The organism is Hyphomicrobium sp. B1, from assembly GCF_049532635.1.
Classification (GTDB): domain Bacteria; phylum Pseudomonadota; class Alphaproteobacteria; order Rhizobiales; family Hyphomicrobiaceae; genus Hyphomicrobium_B.
This window is the reverse complement of record NZ_CP134871.1, coordinates 1771462-1787752: the sequence shown is the minus strand read 5'-3', so window position 1 is coordinate 1787752 and position 16291 is coordinate 1771462. Positions and strand designations below refer to the sequence as shown.

Annotated in this window: 13 protein-coding genes; 2 read left to right on the top strand and 11 right to left on the bottom strand. The window is 55.8% G+C overall.

Annotated features, from left to right (window positions below; genetic code table 11):
• Window positions 1-7: 7 nt before the first annotated feature.
• From RLW55_RS08590 to RLW55_RS08575, 4 genes are all read right to left on the bottom strand, one after another.
• Window positions 8-526, bottom strand: a complete 519-nt coding sequence (locus RLW55_RS08590; RefSeq protein WP_423416151.1) for a hypothetical protein — start codon at window positions 524-526, stop codon at window positions 8-10.
• 46 nt (window positions 527-572) lie between these two features.
• Entirely contained in the window at window positions 573-1931 is a 1359-nt protein-coding gene (locus tag RLW55_RS08585; RefSeq protein WP_423416150.1) for a tyrosine-type recombinase/integrase, read from the bottom strand.
• A 525-nt stretch (window positions 1932-2456) separates the two neighbouring features.
• Window positions 2457-2951 carry a YkgB family protein gene (locus tag RLW55_RS08580; protein WP_423416149.1) on the bottom strand — a complete coding sequence of 165 codons (495 nt, stop codon included), beginning with the start codon at window positions 2949-2951 and terminating at the stop codon, window positions 2457-2459.
• A 314-nt stretch (window positions 2952-3265) separates the two neighbouring features.
• Entirely contained in the window at window positions 3266-3844 is a 579-nt protein-coding gene (locus tag RLW55_RS08575; protein WP_423416148.1) for a cytochrome P460 family protein, read from the bottom strand.
• A 284-nt stretch (window positions 3845-4128) separates the two neighbouring features.
• On the opposite strand from RLW55_RS08575, the gene RLW55_RS08570 reads away from it, so the two are divergent.
• Complete coding sequence (locus tag RLW55_RS08570) at window positions 4129-6537, top strand: molybdopterin-containing oxidoreductase family protein (RefSeq protein WP_423416147.1); 2409 nt, start codon at window positions 4129-4131, stop codon at window positions 6535-6537.
• Window positions 6538-6598: 61 nt separating this feature from the next.
• Here the strand turns inward: RLW55_RS08570 and RLW55_RS08565 are convergent, their stop codons facing one another.
• From RLW55_RS08565 to RLW55_RS08535, 7 genes are all read right to left on the bottom strand, one after another.
• Entirely contained in the window at window positions 6599-7270 is a 672-nt protein-coding gene (locus tag RLW55_RS08565) for a sigma-70 family RNA polymerase sigma factor (protein WP_423416146.1), read from the bottom strand.
• A 23-nt stretch (window positions 7271-7293) separates the two neighbouring features.
• Complete coding sequence (locus RLW55_RS08560; protein ID WP_414463938.1) at window positions 7294-8730, bottom strand: FAD-dependent oxidoreductase; 1437 nt, start codon at window positions 8728-8730, stop codon at window positions 7294-7296.
• Between the two features lie 129 nt (window positions 8731-8859).
• Entirely contained in the window at window positions 8860-9774 is a 915-nt protein-coding gene (locus tag RLW55_RS08555) for a hypothetical protein (protein WP_423416145.1), read from the bottom strand.
• A 1842-nt stretch (window positions 9775-11616) separates the two neighbouring features.
• Entirely contained in the window at window positions 11617-12186 is a 570-nt protein-coding gene (locus RLW55_RS08550; RefSeq protein ID WP_423416144.1) for a hypothetical protein, read from the bottom strand.
• Between the two features lie 152 nt (window positions 12187-12338).
• Entirely contained in the window at window positions 12339-13313 is a 975-nt protein-coding gene (locus tag RLW55_RS08545) for a zinc-binding alcohol dehydrogenase family protein (protein ID WP_423416143.1), read from the bottom strand.
• A 67-nt stretch (window positions 13314-13380) separates the two neighbouring features.
• The gene (locus RLW55_RS08540) at window positions 13381-14232 is read right to left on the bottom strand and encodes an alpha/beta fold hydrolase (RefSeq protein ID WP_423416142.1); all 852 of its coding nucleotides are present in this window, start codon (window positions 14230-14232) and stop codon (window positions 13381-13383) included.
• A 71-nt stretch (window positions 14233-14303) separates the two neighbouring features.
• Window positions 14304-14969 carry an alpha/beta fold hydrolase gene (locus tag RLW55_RS08535; RefSeq protein WP_423416394.1) on the bottom strand — a complete coding sequence of 222 codons (666 nt, stop codon included), beginning with the start codon at window positions 14967-14969 and terminating at the stop codon, window positions 14304-14306.
• Between the two features lie 323 nt (window positions 14970-15292).
• Between RLW55_RS08535 and RLW55_RS08530 the strand changes: the two genes are divergently transcribed.
• Complete coding sequence (locus RLW55_RS08530; protein ID WP_423416141.1) at window positions 15293-16270, top strand: AraC family transcriptional regulator; 978 nt, start codon at window positions 15293-15295, stop codon at window positions 16268-16270.
• Window positions 16271-16291: the final 21 nt, after the last annotated feature.

Here is a 16291-nt window from a genome sequence, read left to right as displayed (position 1 = left end):
GTGCCGGTCAGGTCCGCGACGGAAATACGTGATCGATCCACGAAGCGCAGGCGGCCACGACGTCGAGCGCCATTCCCGGCGAGTGAATGTCGGTTGTGCCATGAGACAGTCCATTTCGCAGCGCGATCAGGGCTTCGATAGGGTCAGATAACGCAGTAGCGCCCGGCACGAGCGCCGGTAGGACGCCAGCCTTCCTCGCTCTGTCGACGAGATTGCGGAGCGTGCCGCGAGCGGCGCCGCCGTGACCGTTGAGCCGGTGTTTCAGCGCCAACTCGAACGCACCGAATGCCTGCACCTCGCCAACGACGAACAGGTCATAGTCGAAGAAGGCGTAGATGATGGTGTTTCGCGCACGATCAAAAGCCGCCACTACGTCCGCCGGCGCGGCGCCTTTGAGGCCGAGGCGAGCCAGCGCCCCATAGTGGTCCGCGAGCGTCATTCGGCGGGCTGCACCGTTCTCAATGACACAGAGATCGGCGAAACGCGGATCAGGCTGAAGAATGTTCTCGACCGATTTGAAAGCCATATGACTGATCCGCTTCGTTCAATACGCGACCGCCTCGTCATAGACCTCATGCGGCCAGGCGGGTCTCCTCTTCGATTTCATCCGACTGCTGCCCAACTGCTTTGGTCAGGAAGCGATCGAGTGCCGCCCTACGGGAATCGCGATCCAATGCGTAAGCCGTCTGTTTGAATTCGATCCCGTCGAGCAGCCCCTGAACATAGCCGGAGATGGTGTCGGCAGCCATGATAAGGGCGGTATCGAGCGTATGGATATATTTGCTCGTCACCGAGCCCTTGGAGTGGCCGACTAGCGCGGCGATCGTCACCTCGGTGAAGCCGAGATCGTTGGCGATGCTGGCGAAGCTGTGACGCAGGACGTGTGGGGTGACGCCCGCGAGCGGGCTGTCTTTGAAGATCTGTTCCCAATGATTAGGGAAGCTGCCGAACGCATTGTCCTCGCCTTGACCGGGGAAGACGTAGGTGCCCGCCGCTGACTTGCGCCGTTCCTCCAGATACTCGACGACAGGCAGTCCGATAGGACGAATGGACTCGCCTTCTTTGCTGTCGACCAGGCGCATGCAACTTGCGTCGGTATCTGCCTCGATCCACATCAGCGAGATCATTTCCGAGCGGCGGCAGCCGGTGAGCGCGATCTGCCGGATGATATCGACGGTCATGGCGTATTTTTCGTTCGCCGCGGCATCGCAAAGCATTTGCCCGAGAGTGCGGTACTCCGCCTCGGTCAGCCGGCGATTCCGGACATTGTCTTTTGGTTTTTTGATGCCGTGCGCCGGATTGACCTCGATGATCCCGGCATCAACAGCGTAGGTGAGGATGCCACCCAATAGCCCGACGGTGCGCGTGGCGGTGCCGGCGCCACCGCGGACAATGGCCTTTCCACGCAGCTTCTTCGTCTTGACGGCGACGCGCGTCTTGCCCGCCATGATGTCCTTCAAGACCTTGTTGATGTCGGCCTTGGTGAGATCTTTGACCCGGCGCGCGCCGATCAGCGGGATGATGTGCCGCTCGATGCGGCCGGTGTCGGTGACGATGGTGGTCGGCTTTTTCGGCCGCCCGCCCTTACCCAGGATGAGCCCAGCGTTCAAGTCAGCGGTATAGAGGGCGCAAAGCTCCTTGACCGTGATAGCCTTGTGATCGAGTTGACGTTCCTCCGAAGGGTTGTCGCCGCGCGCGACGCGTCCCAGTTGCGCCTTCGCTTCTTGCCGGGCTGTCTCCGGCGTCCACACGCCATGTAGGCCGATGGTGTAGCGCCGCGTGCGTCCAGCAGCGCGATATTGAATGAGGTAGCTGCGCTTGCCGGAAGCGAACACGCGGAGGCCGAAGCCGGGCAGTTCGTCGTCCCAGATGAAATAGTCCTTCTCGCGGACTTCGGCAGCATCCACGATCCGCTTGGTTAGCTTGCTCATAACGCGGCCCCCTCGCTGATGAGGGGCTGCTTCCGCGGAAGCACCACGGAAGCAACCGGATGGATATCGGAGCGAAATTTCGGATAGACAATTCGGCGCGAAAATTGAAATTGTCTAGTGAATTCAATTGCATATCGCATTGTAGCGTGTCCTGGCGTGCATTTCGGATAGCCAGGTCAAATTGCTCCGAAGGCAGAGGCCAGAGGTTCGAATCCTCTCGGGTGCGCCATGTCACCGAGCGGGATTCGAACAAGTAACTCGCCGCCACACGGTTGACGTCGCTTTGCAGAGTGGCTGCGTGAAAATTCCTCCGATCTAGCGAACTATTGTGCGATCTCGCCGAAGCTGTTGCGACGCCTAGGCGCGACCGATACCGCAATCGCGAGATACTTGGCCGAGTTCGAGCGAGCCGACGAGGTCCTGAGCAAGACAGGTATAACGATGCCCGAAGGAAGGGTGGCTCGAGCCATGTTAATTCTCTTGGCACCCTCGCCTGAGTTTCCTTTCAACGGTGCGGGCAAATCACTAGGCCTCTTCGCGCGCCGCGAGCTCCCGCGAGACATCCTGCTTCAGCAAATAGACAGAGACAGCCAACAAAACGAGATCTTTCAAAAGAAAGGCCGAAACAATTGTCATGGCTGGAAAACCTCCGGCAGCGGGGTCCCACGCACCAGGAGCGAATGGCATTATCGTCAAGGTAGCAAGGAAGGTGCAGCAAGAACCGAGAGCCCCGAGCACGCCTAATTTCTTATTCCAAAACCCCAATAACAGTAACGAACCGAAGATCCATTCGGACATTCCTAGAAAATAGCTGGTGCCTCGAATGCCGAAGACTGGAATCGTCCAGGAGATAAAAGGGCCGTGGCTGATCAATGGAAGTAGTCCTCTGATTTCAGATTCGAACCATTTATCATATCCGAACCACGCGAAGATAATCACCATCGAGGCACGGAGCAGGTGATAATCGAGATCGCGCCGGAGCAGTCCCGAACGGCTAAGCGCATCGACGATAAAGTTCATAGTGTTCTCCTGTTGAAACGAAGGCGCCGATCCGCGCCGCCTGGGCAGCGCAGCGGAACAGGCTTGAAAAGAAAAATGGCCGGGCTCCGACATGAGGCGTTTGCCAGCGGAACTGCGTCCAAACGATCTCAGCAAATTTCGCGGAGCGATCGATTACGAGCCAAGTCGTCGCCTGCTAAAGACCAAGCAGTCAAAGCGCTATGCAGCGTCTATCTTGCAATTGCCGCTCTGGCACTGATAGTCACTGTGCTTCTCATCTCTCAGACCGGCGGCTTTCTCCGGGCAATGAACGAGGAGACTTCCTTCTAAGAAGTTTACTGTTTTTGCAGTGATGGGTAGCCGTTCGTGTAAACCCAGTCTGTCGCCTGCGCGGGCTCATGACATGACTTGCAGTCGTTTTTGTAATTTGTCGACGTTGTCTTGTTAGGATTGCTGGCGTCGAACCACGACCACGCCCAACCATCTCCCCAAAGATTGTTTTCGGGGTGAGCGTTTTTATCGTCCTTGACCATCATGAACCAACCTTGCAACTTATCCTCATGGCTTACGGTGCCGGTCGTCATCGGCTGGGTTTTCGCGGCAAAGACCTCCTTCACTAGCGCTGAGCCGTCCGGAAATTTGCCGCTCGTTCGATACGCTTCTATCGTTCCCGGAGATGCGTAAACTGTATGGATCTGCTTCGAACCTTCCTGGCCCTTGTCGTCAGCAACTGCCCAGCTTCCTAGATATTCGTAAGTCGCGCGGTAATTAGACGGGACCTTCAAATTACCGGCGTTGTCGACAAGAGCTTCCGTCTTATTTGAGGTAGCATCCTGGCTGCTAGACACCGTCGAGAGCGCGCCGACCGCACCCACACAGGCAAAAACTATTGCTACTTTGTAGGGTATTTTCATATTATTTCCCTAAGCGAATGGTTATATCGGGAAGTTGAACGCACGGGGCCGACGACCTTGAATTCCGCCCTAATGTGAGTTCGCGCGAGAGCATCGACTTTATTGGCCCGCGAGCCCGAAATGCTTCTCACGTTTAAAATATTGGCTTCAGCCGAGAGTCCTGAAGTTGGTGCCGATAGTCCTGAAGTGCCTCCGCGTTCCGACCCTTGAATATTGAAACCAACCTGCAACAACGGAGCTTTTCCCGAATAATTGATATCGGATTTGTCCTAAGGCGAAAGATCGTGGCTAAGAATGCACGGCGCGTCCCCATCTATTGCAGCCTATGTGTCGCGCGATGCGGTGCAATGGCGGTGGTCGAAGACGGTCGCTTCACTACTCTGGAAGCTGATACCGCACATCCGACCGGCCAAGCTCTGTGTGCGAAGGGCCGCGCGGCGCCCGAGCTCGTCTATCATCGGGACCGACTAAAATACCCACTTCGGCGGACGACCCCGAAAGGGGAGGCCGATCCTCGCTGGCAACAAATTAGCTGGAATGAGGCACTCGGATTGATAGCCGACGCAATGTCGGGAATTTCCGAGAAGTATGGACCGGAGTCAGTTGCCTTCAGTTTATCTTCGCCCTCGACGACCGCGCTCGCGGATTCATACGCTTTTGTCCAGCGACTGATGAGCGCTTTCGGCAGTCCGAATGCAGTTAATAGTATCGACCTATGCGGCTGGGGCCGCGCCTTGGCAACGAGCTACACCTTCGGCGTCGGGAGTCTTGGTGCCGGCGCACTCGGCGGTGCCATGCCGGAAATATCAAAAAGCGGTTGCATGATCCTTTGGGGCTACAATCCTAGCTTCTCCCGTTTAACCCACGCGACCGCTATTACCGAAGCGCTTAAGCGCGACATGCGACTGATCGTTATAGATCCACGCCATGCGGGGTTCGCCAGCAAGGCGGATCTCTGGCTCCGCGTGCGACCTGGAAGTGATGGCGCCCTAGCGCTCGGAATCGCCAATGTGATGATCGAACGCGGCTGGTACGATCGCGAGTTCATCCGCGCTTGGAGCAATGGACCGCTCCTAGTTCGAGCCGACACAGGAAGGCTGCTCACTGAACGCGACGTGACACCAGGTGGAGATGCACATCGCTATTTTGCATGGAACAGATCGGCGAAGCGATTGGTGCCTTACGACACGACGACCGGTCGCTACAAAGTCGATACCGCTGATGTCGCTCTAGAGGGCGAGTATCGCGTCAAGGCTACTGGCGGTCATGTCATCTGCCACACCGTTTTCGAACTTTATGCTCGGCTCTGTCGACGCTATTCGCCCGGAATTGTTGAAACGATTTCAAGTATTCCAGCCAATCAAGTTGAGGAAACTGCACGGCTTATCTGGCACTCGCGTCCGGTTTCCTACTACGCCTGGAGTGGACACGAACAGCATTCCAACACCACCCAGACCGCACGCGCGATGTCGCTGCTTTATGCGCTTACCGGAAATTTCGATGCGCCGGGTGGGAACGTAATCTTGCCAACAGTTGGCGCGGCGCCGATTAATCGTGTGGAATCGATTTCGAACAAACCCATGGCTGATGTCCTCGGCCAAACCGAACGTCCTTTAGGACCAGCGCGATGGGGCAGCGTCACCACCCATGATCTCTACCGAGCTATTCTCGAGAACAAACCGTATGCGATCCGCGCTTTGATCGGCTTCGGATCAAATATGCTATTGGCGCACGCGGACAGCAGGACGGGACGAAAAGCTCTCAGCGCATTGGAATTTTACGCACACGCCGATCTGTTCATGACCCCGACTGCCGAACTTGCGGACATCGTCCTCCCGGCCGCTTCGTGCTTCGAACGAGAAGCGCTCAAGATCGGATTCGAAATCAGCTCTGGGGCGCAATCGCATATTCAGTTGCGTCAGGCCGTGGTATCTCCGCCCGGCGAAGCCCGCTCAGATACGGAGATCGTCTTTGGGATTGCTTCGCATCTAGGCTTGGCCCAGCAGTTTTGGAACGGCGAAATTGAGGGCGCTTATCGCCAGCAACTTGGTCCGACGGGCATCACGGTGGAACAACTGCGGGCCGCTCCAAGGGGCGTCCACCTGCCCCTGCAGACCCGCTATGCCAAATATGCCGAGAGGGGTGCGTGCGGTGAGGCACGTGGCTTTGCAACGCCCTCGCGCAAAATCGAACTCTATTCGCAAACCTTCCTCGATCATGGCTACGCACCGCTGCCCGAATTCGAAGAACCGCAGATCGGGCGCGTTGCACGCTCAGATTTTCTGGCACGCTTCCCATTGATTCTCACGAGCGCCAAACACTCATTGTTCTGCCAGTCGCAGCACCGCGCGGTGCCAAGCCTCCGCAAGCATGCGTTTTACCCGAAGGTCGAATTGCACCCCGACACTGCAAAATCACGGGGTATTTCTGAAGGCGACTGGGTCTCAATCTTCACACCCGAAGGCAGCGTGCATGCCCACGCGCGCTTGAACGACAAGCTTGATCCTCGCGTGGTTGTCGGAGAGCATGGTTGGTGGCAATCTTGTCAGGAGATAGGTGCGCCTGGCTATAATCCTTTCACCAGTGACGGCGCCAATCTTAATTTAATCATCGGCACCGAGACACTCGATCCCCTCAGCGGAACCGCATCGCACCGTTCGTACCCTTGCGAAGTCCAGCGAGACCCGAAGTGACGCCTTCGATCCACCGCGAGAGAAAATACTCGACGGCCCCAGCGCTTCGGCGGCAAGTTTGCTACTTCCCATTTGCGAACTTCTTGGCGAGATACCTCAGACTTCGGTGATGGGTTACGCGGACCGTAACCTCGAGCATTCCCAAGCGAGCTGCGACCTCGCGCGCGGAATTCTGATTCAATGCAATAGCTGCAACTATTTCCTGACTCCTCTCCGGCAGGCATTTGATAAGGCGCTCTACGTCGTATTTTGCAAGAGCATTTGCCTCTTCGCAGGATGCGCCGCTGAAAATTTGTGAAACGTCGCCGGTCGCTGTACAGTGGTTCCGGTTGCGACGCCGCATCTCATCGATAATTTTGTTTCTTGCAATTGTTGCCGCCCAGGGCATTAGAGGTAACGTTGGATTCCAACGGTGCCGCTGAGTATGGACCGCAATAAGGGTTTCCTGAAGAATATCATCAATGTCTGTTGCCGCCATTCGGTAGCGCCGCGACTTGGATCGGATAATGGCACCCAGTCGGACCGACAATGTTGTAAGAAGCTGGTTATAGGCCGCTTCGTCACCCGCAAGTCCTTTGCGCATCAAGGTCGAGCAGCGGGCTTCTTGGCGTCTTTGAGTTTCCCATATTGAGTCTCTTAGCGGGGTTGTCAGTGTGTGGGACTCTTTTGGGGAGGTGGAACGTCGAAGTTCAAGCTCTGCATCGACCTCATCAAAAACATCGGCGTTCGCCATAGCTCAACGCTCGTTCGCATAATTTAAAGTGAAATCTCACTGCTATCATGATCCGCCTTGCGGCTCGCGCTCTGATAGGATGGAACCTTGCCTAGGAGTGGTCCGAGCCCTTCGGCCATCGTCAGATGAGTGATCACAGCGTCCCGAAGCTTTGGATATGGCAGCTTCGCTAACATCGCTGTTTGCACCGCTGCCACAACCTCGCCGGCATCCGAGCCAACCATTGCAAATCCAACGATGAGGTCACTCCTATCGACTAGTATTTTCATGAAGCCCTGAGTTTCATCCGTTGCAGCGGTCCTGAGCACGGCGCTCATTGGCAGCACCGCGACGCGGACCGAAAGTCGTTGCCGTTTGGCGTCACCTTCGCTCAATCCAACGCGGGCGAATGGAGGATCGGTAAACACGCAAGCCGGAATGAGCCGATCCCCGGTGTTGCGAGCGCCGCCAGCTAAATTGTCTTTGATAATTCGGAAGTCATCGACGGAAACATGCGTAAATTGCGGGCTACCGGCACTTTCACCAATCGCCCAGACACCGGGTGCCGTTGTCTCCAATCGCTCATTCGTTCGAATGTAGCCGTTTGCATCCAATTCGACACCCGCATCTTCAAGCCCGATACCTGCTGTGTTCGGAACGCGGCCGATTGCGACCAAGATGTCGCTACCGTCTATCGTTTGATCACCGGAGGGCGTTCGAACAACGATGCTGACTTCCCGGCCCGATTTGCCACTCACGCGAATGGACTCGGCACCGAGCACAAATTGAATGCCTTCATCACTTAGGATCTGCTGCAGAGCGTCTGCGATGTCCGAATCCTCACGCCCGACGATTTGCGGACCTGCCTCTATGACGGTGACGCGACTGCCAAATCGTCGATAGGCTTGGGCCATTTCGAGCCCAACATATCCGCCACCCAAAACAATCAGATGAGACGGCGCGTAGTCGAGATCGAGAGCTTCAATGTGCGTGAGGGGTCGAGCAGCCTCGAGGCCGGGAACATTTGGAATAGCGGCATGCGTCCCGACGTTGAGGAAAATGCGATCGCCTGTGAGCAGACGTGTACTCTCATCTTTCTGGCGGACCTCAAGCGTTTTTTCTGCAATAAGCCGGCCGCTTCCCATGATGAGTTGAGCGCCACTTTGCTCGTAGTTCTGCAAATGCAATGCGATCTCATGGGCAACCATGGCTCGCTTGCGCAGCCGGACCTTGGCCATGTCTACCGTGACCGGTCCTGTCATTGCGCCGAACTCGGCGCCGCGCTTCACCAAATGAGCGACCCGCGCGCTCCAAACTTCGTTCTTGCTAGGCATGCACGCGACGTTAGGACAGGAACCTCCAATCCAGCGTTTCTCCACGACGGCCGTGCGTTGTCCTGCTCGCGCCAAATGCCAAGCGAGTAATTTCCCTCCCTGTCCGCTACCGAGAATTAGGTTTTCGAAGTGCTCGGCCGTTGCCATTAAATCCTCTTAGATATGTTCGATCAGTGATTGAAATTCTTCAGAGATGGCGAAGTGCCGTGAAATTTCCGGATCTCCCGGAGACAGAGTGGAAGGTGATGCCTGGGGTAGGCCACCACCTTCCGCTCGCTATTGCCCAACCGATACAATTGGGCAGTTGATCAAGAGCGTTTCGGCGGGGACTACCTTCGCCTTGAGCGCTGAGTCGAGGTCGTGTACCGACGGCCAGGCTGCGCTATCGTAGACAACCCGTAGCCACAGTGGCGAGTAACCTTCATCGCCTGGCGCAGTAGCGACGACATTATGCGTCTGCTTCGAATTTGGCTCGGTGTGGAAGACTTCTCCCCCATTCGGTTGCCCGGGATTAATGGTGAAGCCATCGTATATTGGCGACACTGGGACTTCGCCGTCCGATACCGACAGCGGCGCTTCGTCGAAAAGGAAATATTTCGCGACCTCGCCCCGATACCAAGCGCGCTGTAACTCGGATTTTCCGCCTTTAAAGCGCATGCGCGCGACCGATTTATCGGGCACGACCGCCATGTTAAGCAGCGTGCCTGTCTTCTCCATCTTGTAGCCGGCTCGCAGCAAAGACGCTGCGTCCACTATCGTATTGGGCACGTATTCCTTCGGCACCCACACTTTGGAAACTTGGCGGAAATCGTTGTAGCCCTGATCACCCGGCAACGTGTCTATGATATCGAGCTGCCCGGCGATGGGCGTGTCTTCACCGTCCCGATACAAGATATAGACCGGCGCCGGCGTGGTGCTTCGCACATCCAGATGATAGTAAAGCGCTGGCTTACCCTGGGGAGATAACCCAAGCGCGTTCAACGGCTGGGTGTCGAAGTCGATCGGCTCGTTCGGCCCAGGGAGACGTTTATCAGCCGACCGCCGTAAAAGAGTTCCGGCTTTGTCGCCGAAGCGGTCGACCGATGCGATTGGTGCGTGGTCCGGATCCTTAGGCTCGATCGCCGATTGCGCAGGACAGCTGGCAACAGCCAACCAAGCTGCGATCATAACGAATGGGAGGCGGAAGTTCATAAGCGATCCTCTTTAGTCGGATCCGTAGTTGAGACGTCGAACCGGCAGGCTCGACACGCGGTGTAGGAAGTTGCTGGGGTTTCTCGCTAGCGCGCCGGCTGACTTTTCACAGCCGGGGGCGAGTTCTCCATATCACCATTCTGCCCGCCCTGAGGCCTGCTGAGATCCTCTTCTACGGTCATGACGCGCGCTCCTATATGCGGAATTAGTTGGACCCTGTAGGAGGCTTCATCGCAGCGCAAAGTCCAAACGACTTGATTAGCCGCTGAATTTTCGGAGTTCCTGTGGGCGTGTCGCGGAAACGTGCAAGCGACACCTTGGCGACGTAGCTGAGCTGCGATGACCTTAGCTGCATCATCGGCGTGCATGTTTTTCATTCGTGAAGAGAGGTCGCCGGATTCTGAGGCTTGGCGAAGATAGCGCCAGCTACCAGAATCCTTTCTCGACTCGATGATCGGAGCAGTGGTTGCCGTCATCGGTACCCGCATCATATTGGCAATATCGATGACAGGATGCATTTCTTGCTTTCGATCCTTTTCATCTCACAACGGGGCCAGCGGCACTGTTTCAATGAGAACAATCGGTCCGATAACTCTCTCGAACTGAATAGCCATTTGATAAGATCAGGATGAAAGCTGAAGGTCCGAAATCGGTTGCCGTTCGTCCGAAAAATTTCGGATTTTGTTTCCACGCGGGCGATCAACTGGGCCAAATATCGCAATTCTTAAATTGACGTCAGCTTCCTCTACTGAAATGCACATTTCTTCAAAGCTCGGGCAGCGGGAATTGACCGCTCCCCGAGCACTAACGCCAATTTGGCCGGCGAAATGGCCTGTTTCGCTTAATAGTTTCGACAACGCCTCTGGCAAGAAGATCGGCATCAAAGATAAATTTTACCGGCAATGTCTGAAAGCATGGTCATTGCAAGCACGCGGGTCATCATGCCCACCCGCAACTGCCAAAGTGCTCACCGCTATAGATAATGCGATAGCCGCGACGCCAATTCTAAGAAAGACAGACATGATGAAACTCCAAATCAGATTGCGAAGTTGCGCGAGGTCGCTCATTCTTGCGATCGCTCGAGAACAGGTTTCGCCTATCCAATTCGATGCGTTTCATAACCTCAAAAATAAACTCATTACTGACGCTGAATATCAGGATCCGGGAGCAGAGGCCGGCCCCCGACGATAGGCCTGGACAAAACATCTCAAAAAAGCTGTCGGCTCAATCTTGCCGGGACATATTTCAGCCGAGCTGAAACGGCGTGCTTTCTATCAACGTAGGAGCCGCGTCCGCCCGACGTTTTGAGAAAATGTCGGGCTCAACGCATTAGTCGATCGGGCTAATGGCAACTCTTGGAGGATTGAATGAAATTTTCTGTAAATTCCGGCGCCACGATTGCCACAGCAGCGGCAGCACTTTTTATTGCTGGAGCGGTCGTTGCTCCCTCTGCTCATGCTGCAGCCGCTGGCCAATGCTTCGGCGCGAATGCCTGCAAGGGCCAAAGCGCTTGCAAGTCTGCCTCGAACGCTTGCAAGGGACAGAACGCCTGCAAGGGGCTGGGGTTCAAAGAAATGACTGCAGCCAAATGCCAAGAAATTGCGGGCACTCGGTTCGTGCCGGCAAACCACAAAGGTTAGTATTATAGAGGCCCTGCGGAGAATCTGCGGGGCCTTCCCTCAACGAAACAGCACACCAGTCACGATTTTCGAGCGACGAGCGCTGACGCTTCGACGACATCGTTACGTCATCGCTGATCCGCGCCCTGCGGCTGCGGAAAGGCGAGCACCTCCGAAGTGTAGGTCTCGACCACTTGGCTGAACGGAATCCCATTAGGTAGTGTCAGCATGGCACGGTGCTCCAAAACCGCATGCGGCACCGCAAGCTAGTCTCTTGCCTCTCCGGAATTGGCTCTCCCATATCCCAGTTATGAGGCAAAGGCGACCAGAGAAGCTTCGCTGAAAGCGTCCGCCGACGGAAATTGAGGGCGTGCACTGCGCGTCCAAAGGCAATGCTGGTGTGATCGAGTTGCTGGCTCATGTCTGGTGTCAGCCGACTAGGCACGCACCAGTTGTCCGCTTCCGAGAGGACGTGGTCACCACAGCTAAGACACACCTTGCGATAGCGGATCGGCTCTGAGGGCGTCACGCCGAGCAGCTGGCGTTGCTCTGCTGTTGGCGCCTTGTCCGTGCCGTGGATAAGCTCGGCGACGACGTGGGCCGAAGACGCAAGATGGTGGCCATCACACCAGCGGTCTAGAGTTAGCGTTGCGCTGTCGTGACTGAGAAGATCTGCATTCAAGGTTTCGAGCACCGCTAGAGCCTCGAGCCGGCCGGTAAAGCTCTCCTGCCAAGGAGAAAGACCGCTACTTTCCGCAGCCGCAGAACGCGCAACGAAAACAAGAGCGAGCATAGCGATTGCACTTGCAGTGTTTCGGTGTATTCCGAAATTCTTTGGATTTTTACTGAGCTGCGCAAATCACATCGCAGGGCTGATTTGGAACCGAATATCCGTTCGAATCTCGGTGCCGGCAAAAATTGCAGCGGTTCTCAACACAGCTCCGTTCATGCGTGCACCACGACCATTTTTCCGTTCGCCTGATTTGCCTCCATAACGCGATGTGCTTCACGGATGTCTTCGAAATTGAAGATGCGGGACGGCTTCGCTTGCAACCTTCCTTCCGCCACGTCCCGTGCGATGTCCTGAAGCGGCACGTCTGACAAAGGAAATCCCGGAGTTCCAAAAACGAAGCTCCCGAAGAACGTGAGATAGACCCCGCTCGCCATTTGGAGGAGCGGGTTGAAGTCGTGGATCGGATCAAGACCACCGAGCCATCCAGCGAGGCAAGCACGGCCGCCCCGCCGAAGCATGTTGAGCGAATCGACGATCGTGCTGTTGCCAACAAGATCGAGCACCGCATCGAGCTTCTTGGTTTCCGGCAGACGGGCCGACATATTTGGCCCTTCAATTTCACAACGCAGGACGCCAAGAGCTTCGAGCTTGGCAAAGCGCTCTTTGCTGCGTGTGGTAGCGATGACTCGAGCGCCGGCGTTGACCGCCATGTTGACGGCCGCCTGGCCGAACGACGAGGTCGCGCCTCGAATAAGAAGCGACTGACCTTTTTGCAGGTCGAGATTGCGGAAGAGGCAGGTCCACGCGGTTGCATAGGTTTCGGGAATGGCAGCAAGCTCTGCCCATGGAAGTTCGGATTCAATCGACGCGACATTTGATACGGGCGCACGCGTAAACTCCGCATAGCTGCCGTTGATCGTGCGTCCGAGACCTCCCATTAATGCAGCAACTTTTGCTCCGACGGGAAATTCGCCGCCGGGACAGGACTTCACGATACCAACACACTCAATGCCACTGACCTCGGCAGCTTCGGGCCATTCGCCGCGCCGCATGTGCATCTCGGCATGATTGATACCGAACGCTTTGATCTGAATCACGACATGACCAGCCATCGGCTTCGGCTCAGGAATGTCTTTGTAGACAAGACTGTCGAGGCCGCCGAATTTTTCGAGAACGATCGCGCGCATAGTGAACCTCCAGGACGCCGCTCTGTCGCACCTACGATGATGCGGTCCACGGCTGCGATGGTTGTGTTCAGGAGAGGAAGTTCCGGATTGCCGACGCAATCTCGGAAGCATGTGTCTCAAGAGCGAAGTGGCCAGTGTCGAAGAATTTCACGGTTGCATTCGGGATATCGCGTTTGAATGCATCGGCGCCCGAGGGCAGGAAAAATGGATCGTTCTTGCCCCAAACAGCAAGAAAAGGCGGCGTGTACGCCCGAAAATACTCCTGAAAGGCCGGATAAAGTGCGACGTTGCTCTTGTAGTCGCTGAAGAGATCCAACTGGACGTCGTCGGCGCCTGGCCTCGCGAGGTAAAAATTATCCAGCGTATATCCGTCCGGCGACACCGATGATCCTTCGGTCACGCCATGCGTATACTGCCACATCGTCGTTTCCGGTTTCAGAAAAGCCCGGAGCGCATCGCGATTGGCTTTAGAAGCATCCTGCCAATAAGCGCGAATGGGGTTCCAGCCATCGCTCAACCCTTCCTCGTATGCATTACCATTTTGTGAGATAATCGCGGTAATACGATCGGGATGTTTTGCGGCAATTCGGAAGCCGGTTGGCGCGCCGTAATCGAAAACGTAAATCGCGAAGCGCTGGAGGCCGATCACTTCCGTAAACCGATCCATCACGGCTGCGATGTTATCAAACGTGTAGGCGAACGTGTCTCGCGACGGCATATCGGATTGACCAAAGCCTGGGAGATCTGGCGCAACGACGTGAAAGCGATCCGCAAGCAGCGGGATCAAGTCTCGAAACATATGGCTGGAGGTTGGAAACCCGTGAAGCAAAAGGATGGTCGGCGCATCCTTAGCACCTGCCTCTCGGTAAAAGATGTTGAAGCCATCGACATCGGCTTTCTTGTAGCTGACCTTGCTCATGGGGAACCTCAAAGTGACATGAAAACGCGCTTTGATAGTTGTCGGAGTGCGATTGCCGGAAATTTTTGGCGTTAGGGGCGCGCGGGCCCCATCGCCTCCAGAATGATTTCCACGACGAGTTCTGGCGCCGTGACCAGAGGCATGTGATCGACTTTCTCGGAGTGTATTTTCGCGCCCATTCGTTCAGCCATGAATTGCTGAGTTGCCGGGTTGATCATGCGATCCTCTTCCGCAATCAAGAACCAAGACGGTTTTTCTTTCCAGGCGGGGCGCTGTACGCCTTCCTGAATGCAGGCAACTGCGATCGGCCTTTGGGTTGCAGCGAACAGCGCATTCTGCTTCGGCGAAGCATGTTGAGCGAATGCTGATGCGAACCCATCCGCCGGCATCCAGATGAGACCATGCTCGTCCGGCACCAGCTGCGGCGCTTCGGGATGTGGCGGTTCACGATAGAAGACATCCGCGACCGTCTCGCCTTCATCCGGTGCAAGCGCCGATACGTAAACGAGAGATTTCACGCGCTCATTCCGCGTGGCGGATATCACGGCCCCCGCATATGCGTGCGCTGCCAACACCACGGGACCTTGCGTCCGCTCGATGGCATGCTCGAGTGCCGTCACATCCTCAGACAACGACGTTAATGGTAATGGTGCGGCGATGACATCGAGGCTTCCCGCCTGCAACGGTGCGATGACCTGATTCCAGCTTGAGCCGTCAGCCCAAGCGCCATGAACCATAATCACTGTTGCGCAACCGCTCGATTTACTCACGTTGCCCTCGATCATGGCCTGTCTTGCGAAATAGCATCGGATTTCCGTTCTCCGGAGCTAACTTCTATAATCTTATTTTAGCGGTTACTTTATGGTTGCGTAACTTGTCAAGTTAAGTTTTAGAGGTTATCAGTCAGCGTGCAGAAATTTCGCAACGGCGCCGGAGAACGCAGAGCATGGGTGCCATCGTCTCCGGTCTGCGAAATGGACTTTGAATGTCAGGAATGACCTCAAGAACCTCCCGAATGCCCACTGGCATTAGAGTGATGACTTGATCTGAGGGTCCAAAATTGGTTGCCGATCGTCCAAAAAAAATCGAGGTTTCGGATCTCGACCGGTTGATATCCGGTCTTGAAGTCGACTTCGTCAGCTTGACTGAATGTCTCGTTTCGCCAGGCTGGGCATTATCGTTACCCCCGAGCGAATTCGCCGGCATGCACTACAATCTCGCCGGTCATGGAAGAATGATTGCCGGGACTTTCCCCCCCATTCCCCTCGCTCCGCACACGTTGGTCATCCTACCGCCGATGACGCCCTTTCGCATTGAAGCGAATGGGTCAAACGGAACTACGTACCAACAGGTGAACGTGCAGCAGTCCGCCCCGTCAGAGCTAACGCGTTATGTTGCGGGTAACGGCGCGCCGGAAATCCTTCTGATCTGCGGCTTTATCCGTACGGTTTACGGGACGTCGCTTGACATTCTCGGCAATTTACCCACGCCGCTTGTCGAACAGTTCGGTGCCTGCGATCGACTTGATCTCAGCCTCAAAATGGCGCTCTGCGAGCTAATCGGCCATGAGGTCGGAGCGCGAGCGATGACGGCATCATTGATCAAACAGGTATTGATCGCAGTTTTACGGCGGTCGTTTACGTCTAGTGAACGTTGGATCGAACGTTTTCCAATCTTGAATGATTTTCAAATCGCCCGCGCATATGCCGGGATGGTCGCCGAACCGGGAGCCTCTCACACCGTAGAATCGCTTGCGCGCACAGCTGGTTTAAGCCGATCGAGTTTCATGCAGCGCTTCACTAAACTTATCGGATCCCCGCCCCTGGTCGTATTGCGGCAACTTCGAATGAAGAAAGCGGCCGGTCTTCTGGAGGCCAACGTGCGCTCTGTCGAACAGATTGCAAGCGCGGTCGGGTACAAGAACCGAAGTGGCTTTTTCCGTGCGTTTCGCGCGATCTACGGCATAGATCCGATGGAATACCGGGCGATCCACTCTTTGGGAAAACTTGAGAGCCTCGAAACGTCCCTATTGGACTGATCGTTTTCTCGCTGTTTGTCG

Excerpts from the sequence above, each read along its gene's own strand:
- RLW55_RS08590 (WP_423416151.1), bottom strand. The coding sequence starts at position 526 with ATGGCTTTCAAATCGGTCGAGAACATTCTTCAGCCTGATCCGCGTTTC.
- RLW55_RS08585 (WP_423416150.1), bottom strand. The coding sequence starts at position 1,931 with ATGAGCAAGCTAACCAAGCGGATCGTGGATGCTGCCGAAGTCCGCGAG.
- RLW55_RS08580 (WP_423416149.1), bottom strand. The coding sequence starts at position 2,951 with ATGAACTTTATCGTCGATGCGCTTAGCCGTTCGGGACTGCTCCGGCGC.
- RLW55_RS08575 (WP_423416148.1), bottom strand. The coding sequence starts at position 3,844 with ATGAAAATACCCTACAAAGTAGCAATAGTTTTTGCCTGTGTGGGTGCG.
- RLW55_RS08565 (WP_423416146.1), bottom strand. The coding sequence starts at position 7,270 with ATGGCGAACGCCGATGTTTTTGATGAGGTCGATGCAGAGCTTGAACTT.
- RLW55_RS08560 (WP_414463938.1), bottom strand. The coding sequence starts at position 8,730 with ATGGCAACGGCCGAGCACTTCGAAAACCTAATTCTCGGTAGCGGACAG.
- RLW55_RS08555 (WP_423416145.1), bottom strand. The coding sequence starts at position 9,774 with ATGAACTTCCGCCTCCCATTCGTTATGATCGCAGCTTGGTTGGCTGTT.
- RLW55_RS08550 (WP_423416144.1), bottom strand. The coding sequence starts at position 12,186 with ATGCTCGCTCTTGTTTTCGTTGCGCGTTCTGCGGCTGCGGAAAGTAGC.
- RLW55_RS08545 (WP_423416143.1), bottom strand. The coding sequence starts at position 13,313 with ATGCGCGCGATCGTTCTCGAAAAATTCGGCGGCCTCGACAGTCTTGTC.
- RLW55_RS08540 (WP_423416142.1), bottom strand. The coding sequence starts at position 14,232 with ATGAGCAAGGTCAGCTACAAGAAAGCCGATGTCGATGGCTTCAACATC.
- RLW55_RS08535 (WP_423416394.1), bottom strand. The coding sequence starts at position 14,969 with ATGGTTCATGGCGCTTGGGCTGACGGCTCAAGCTGGAATCAGGTCATC.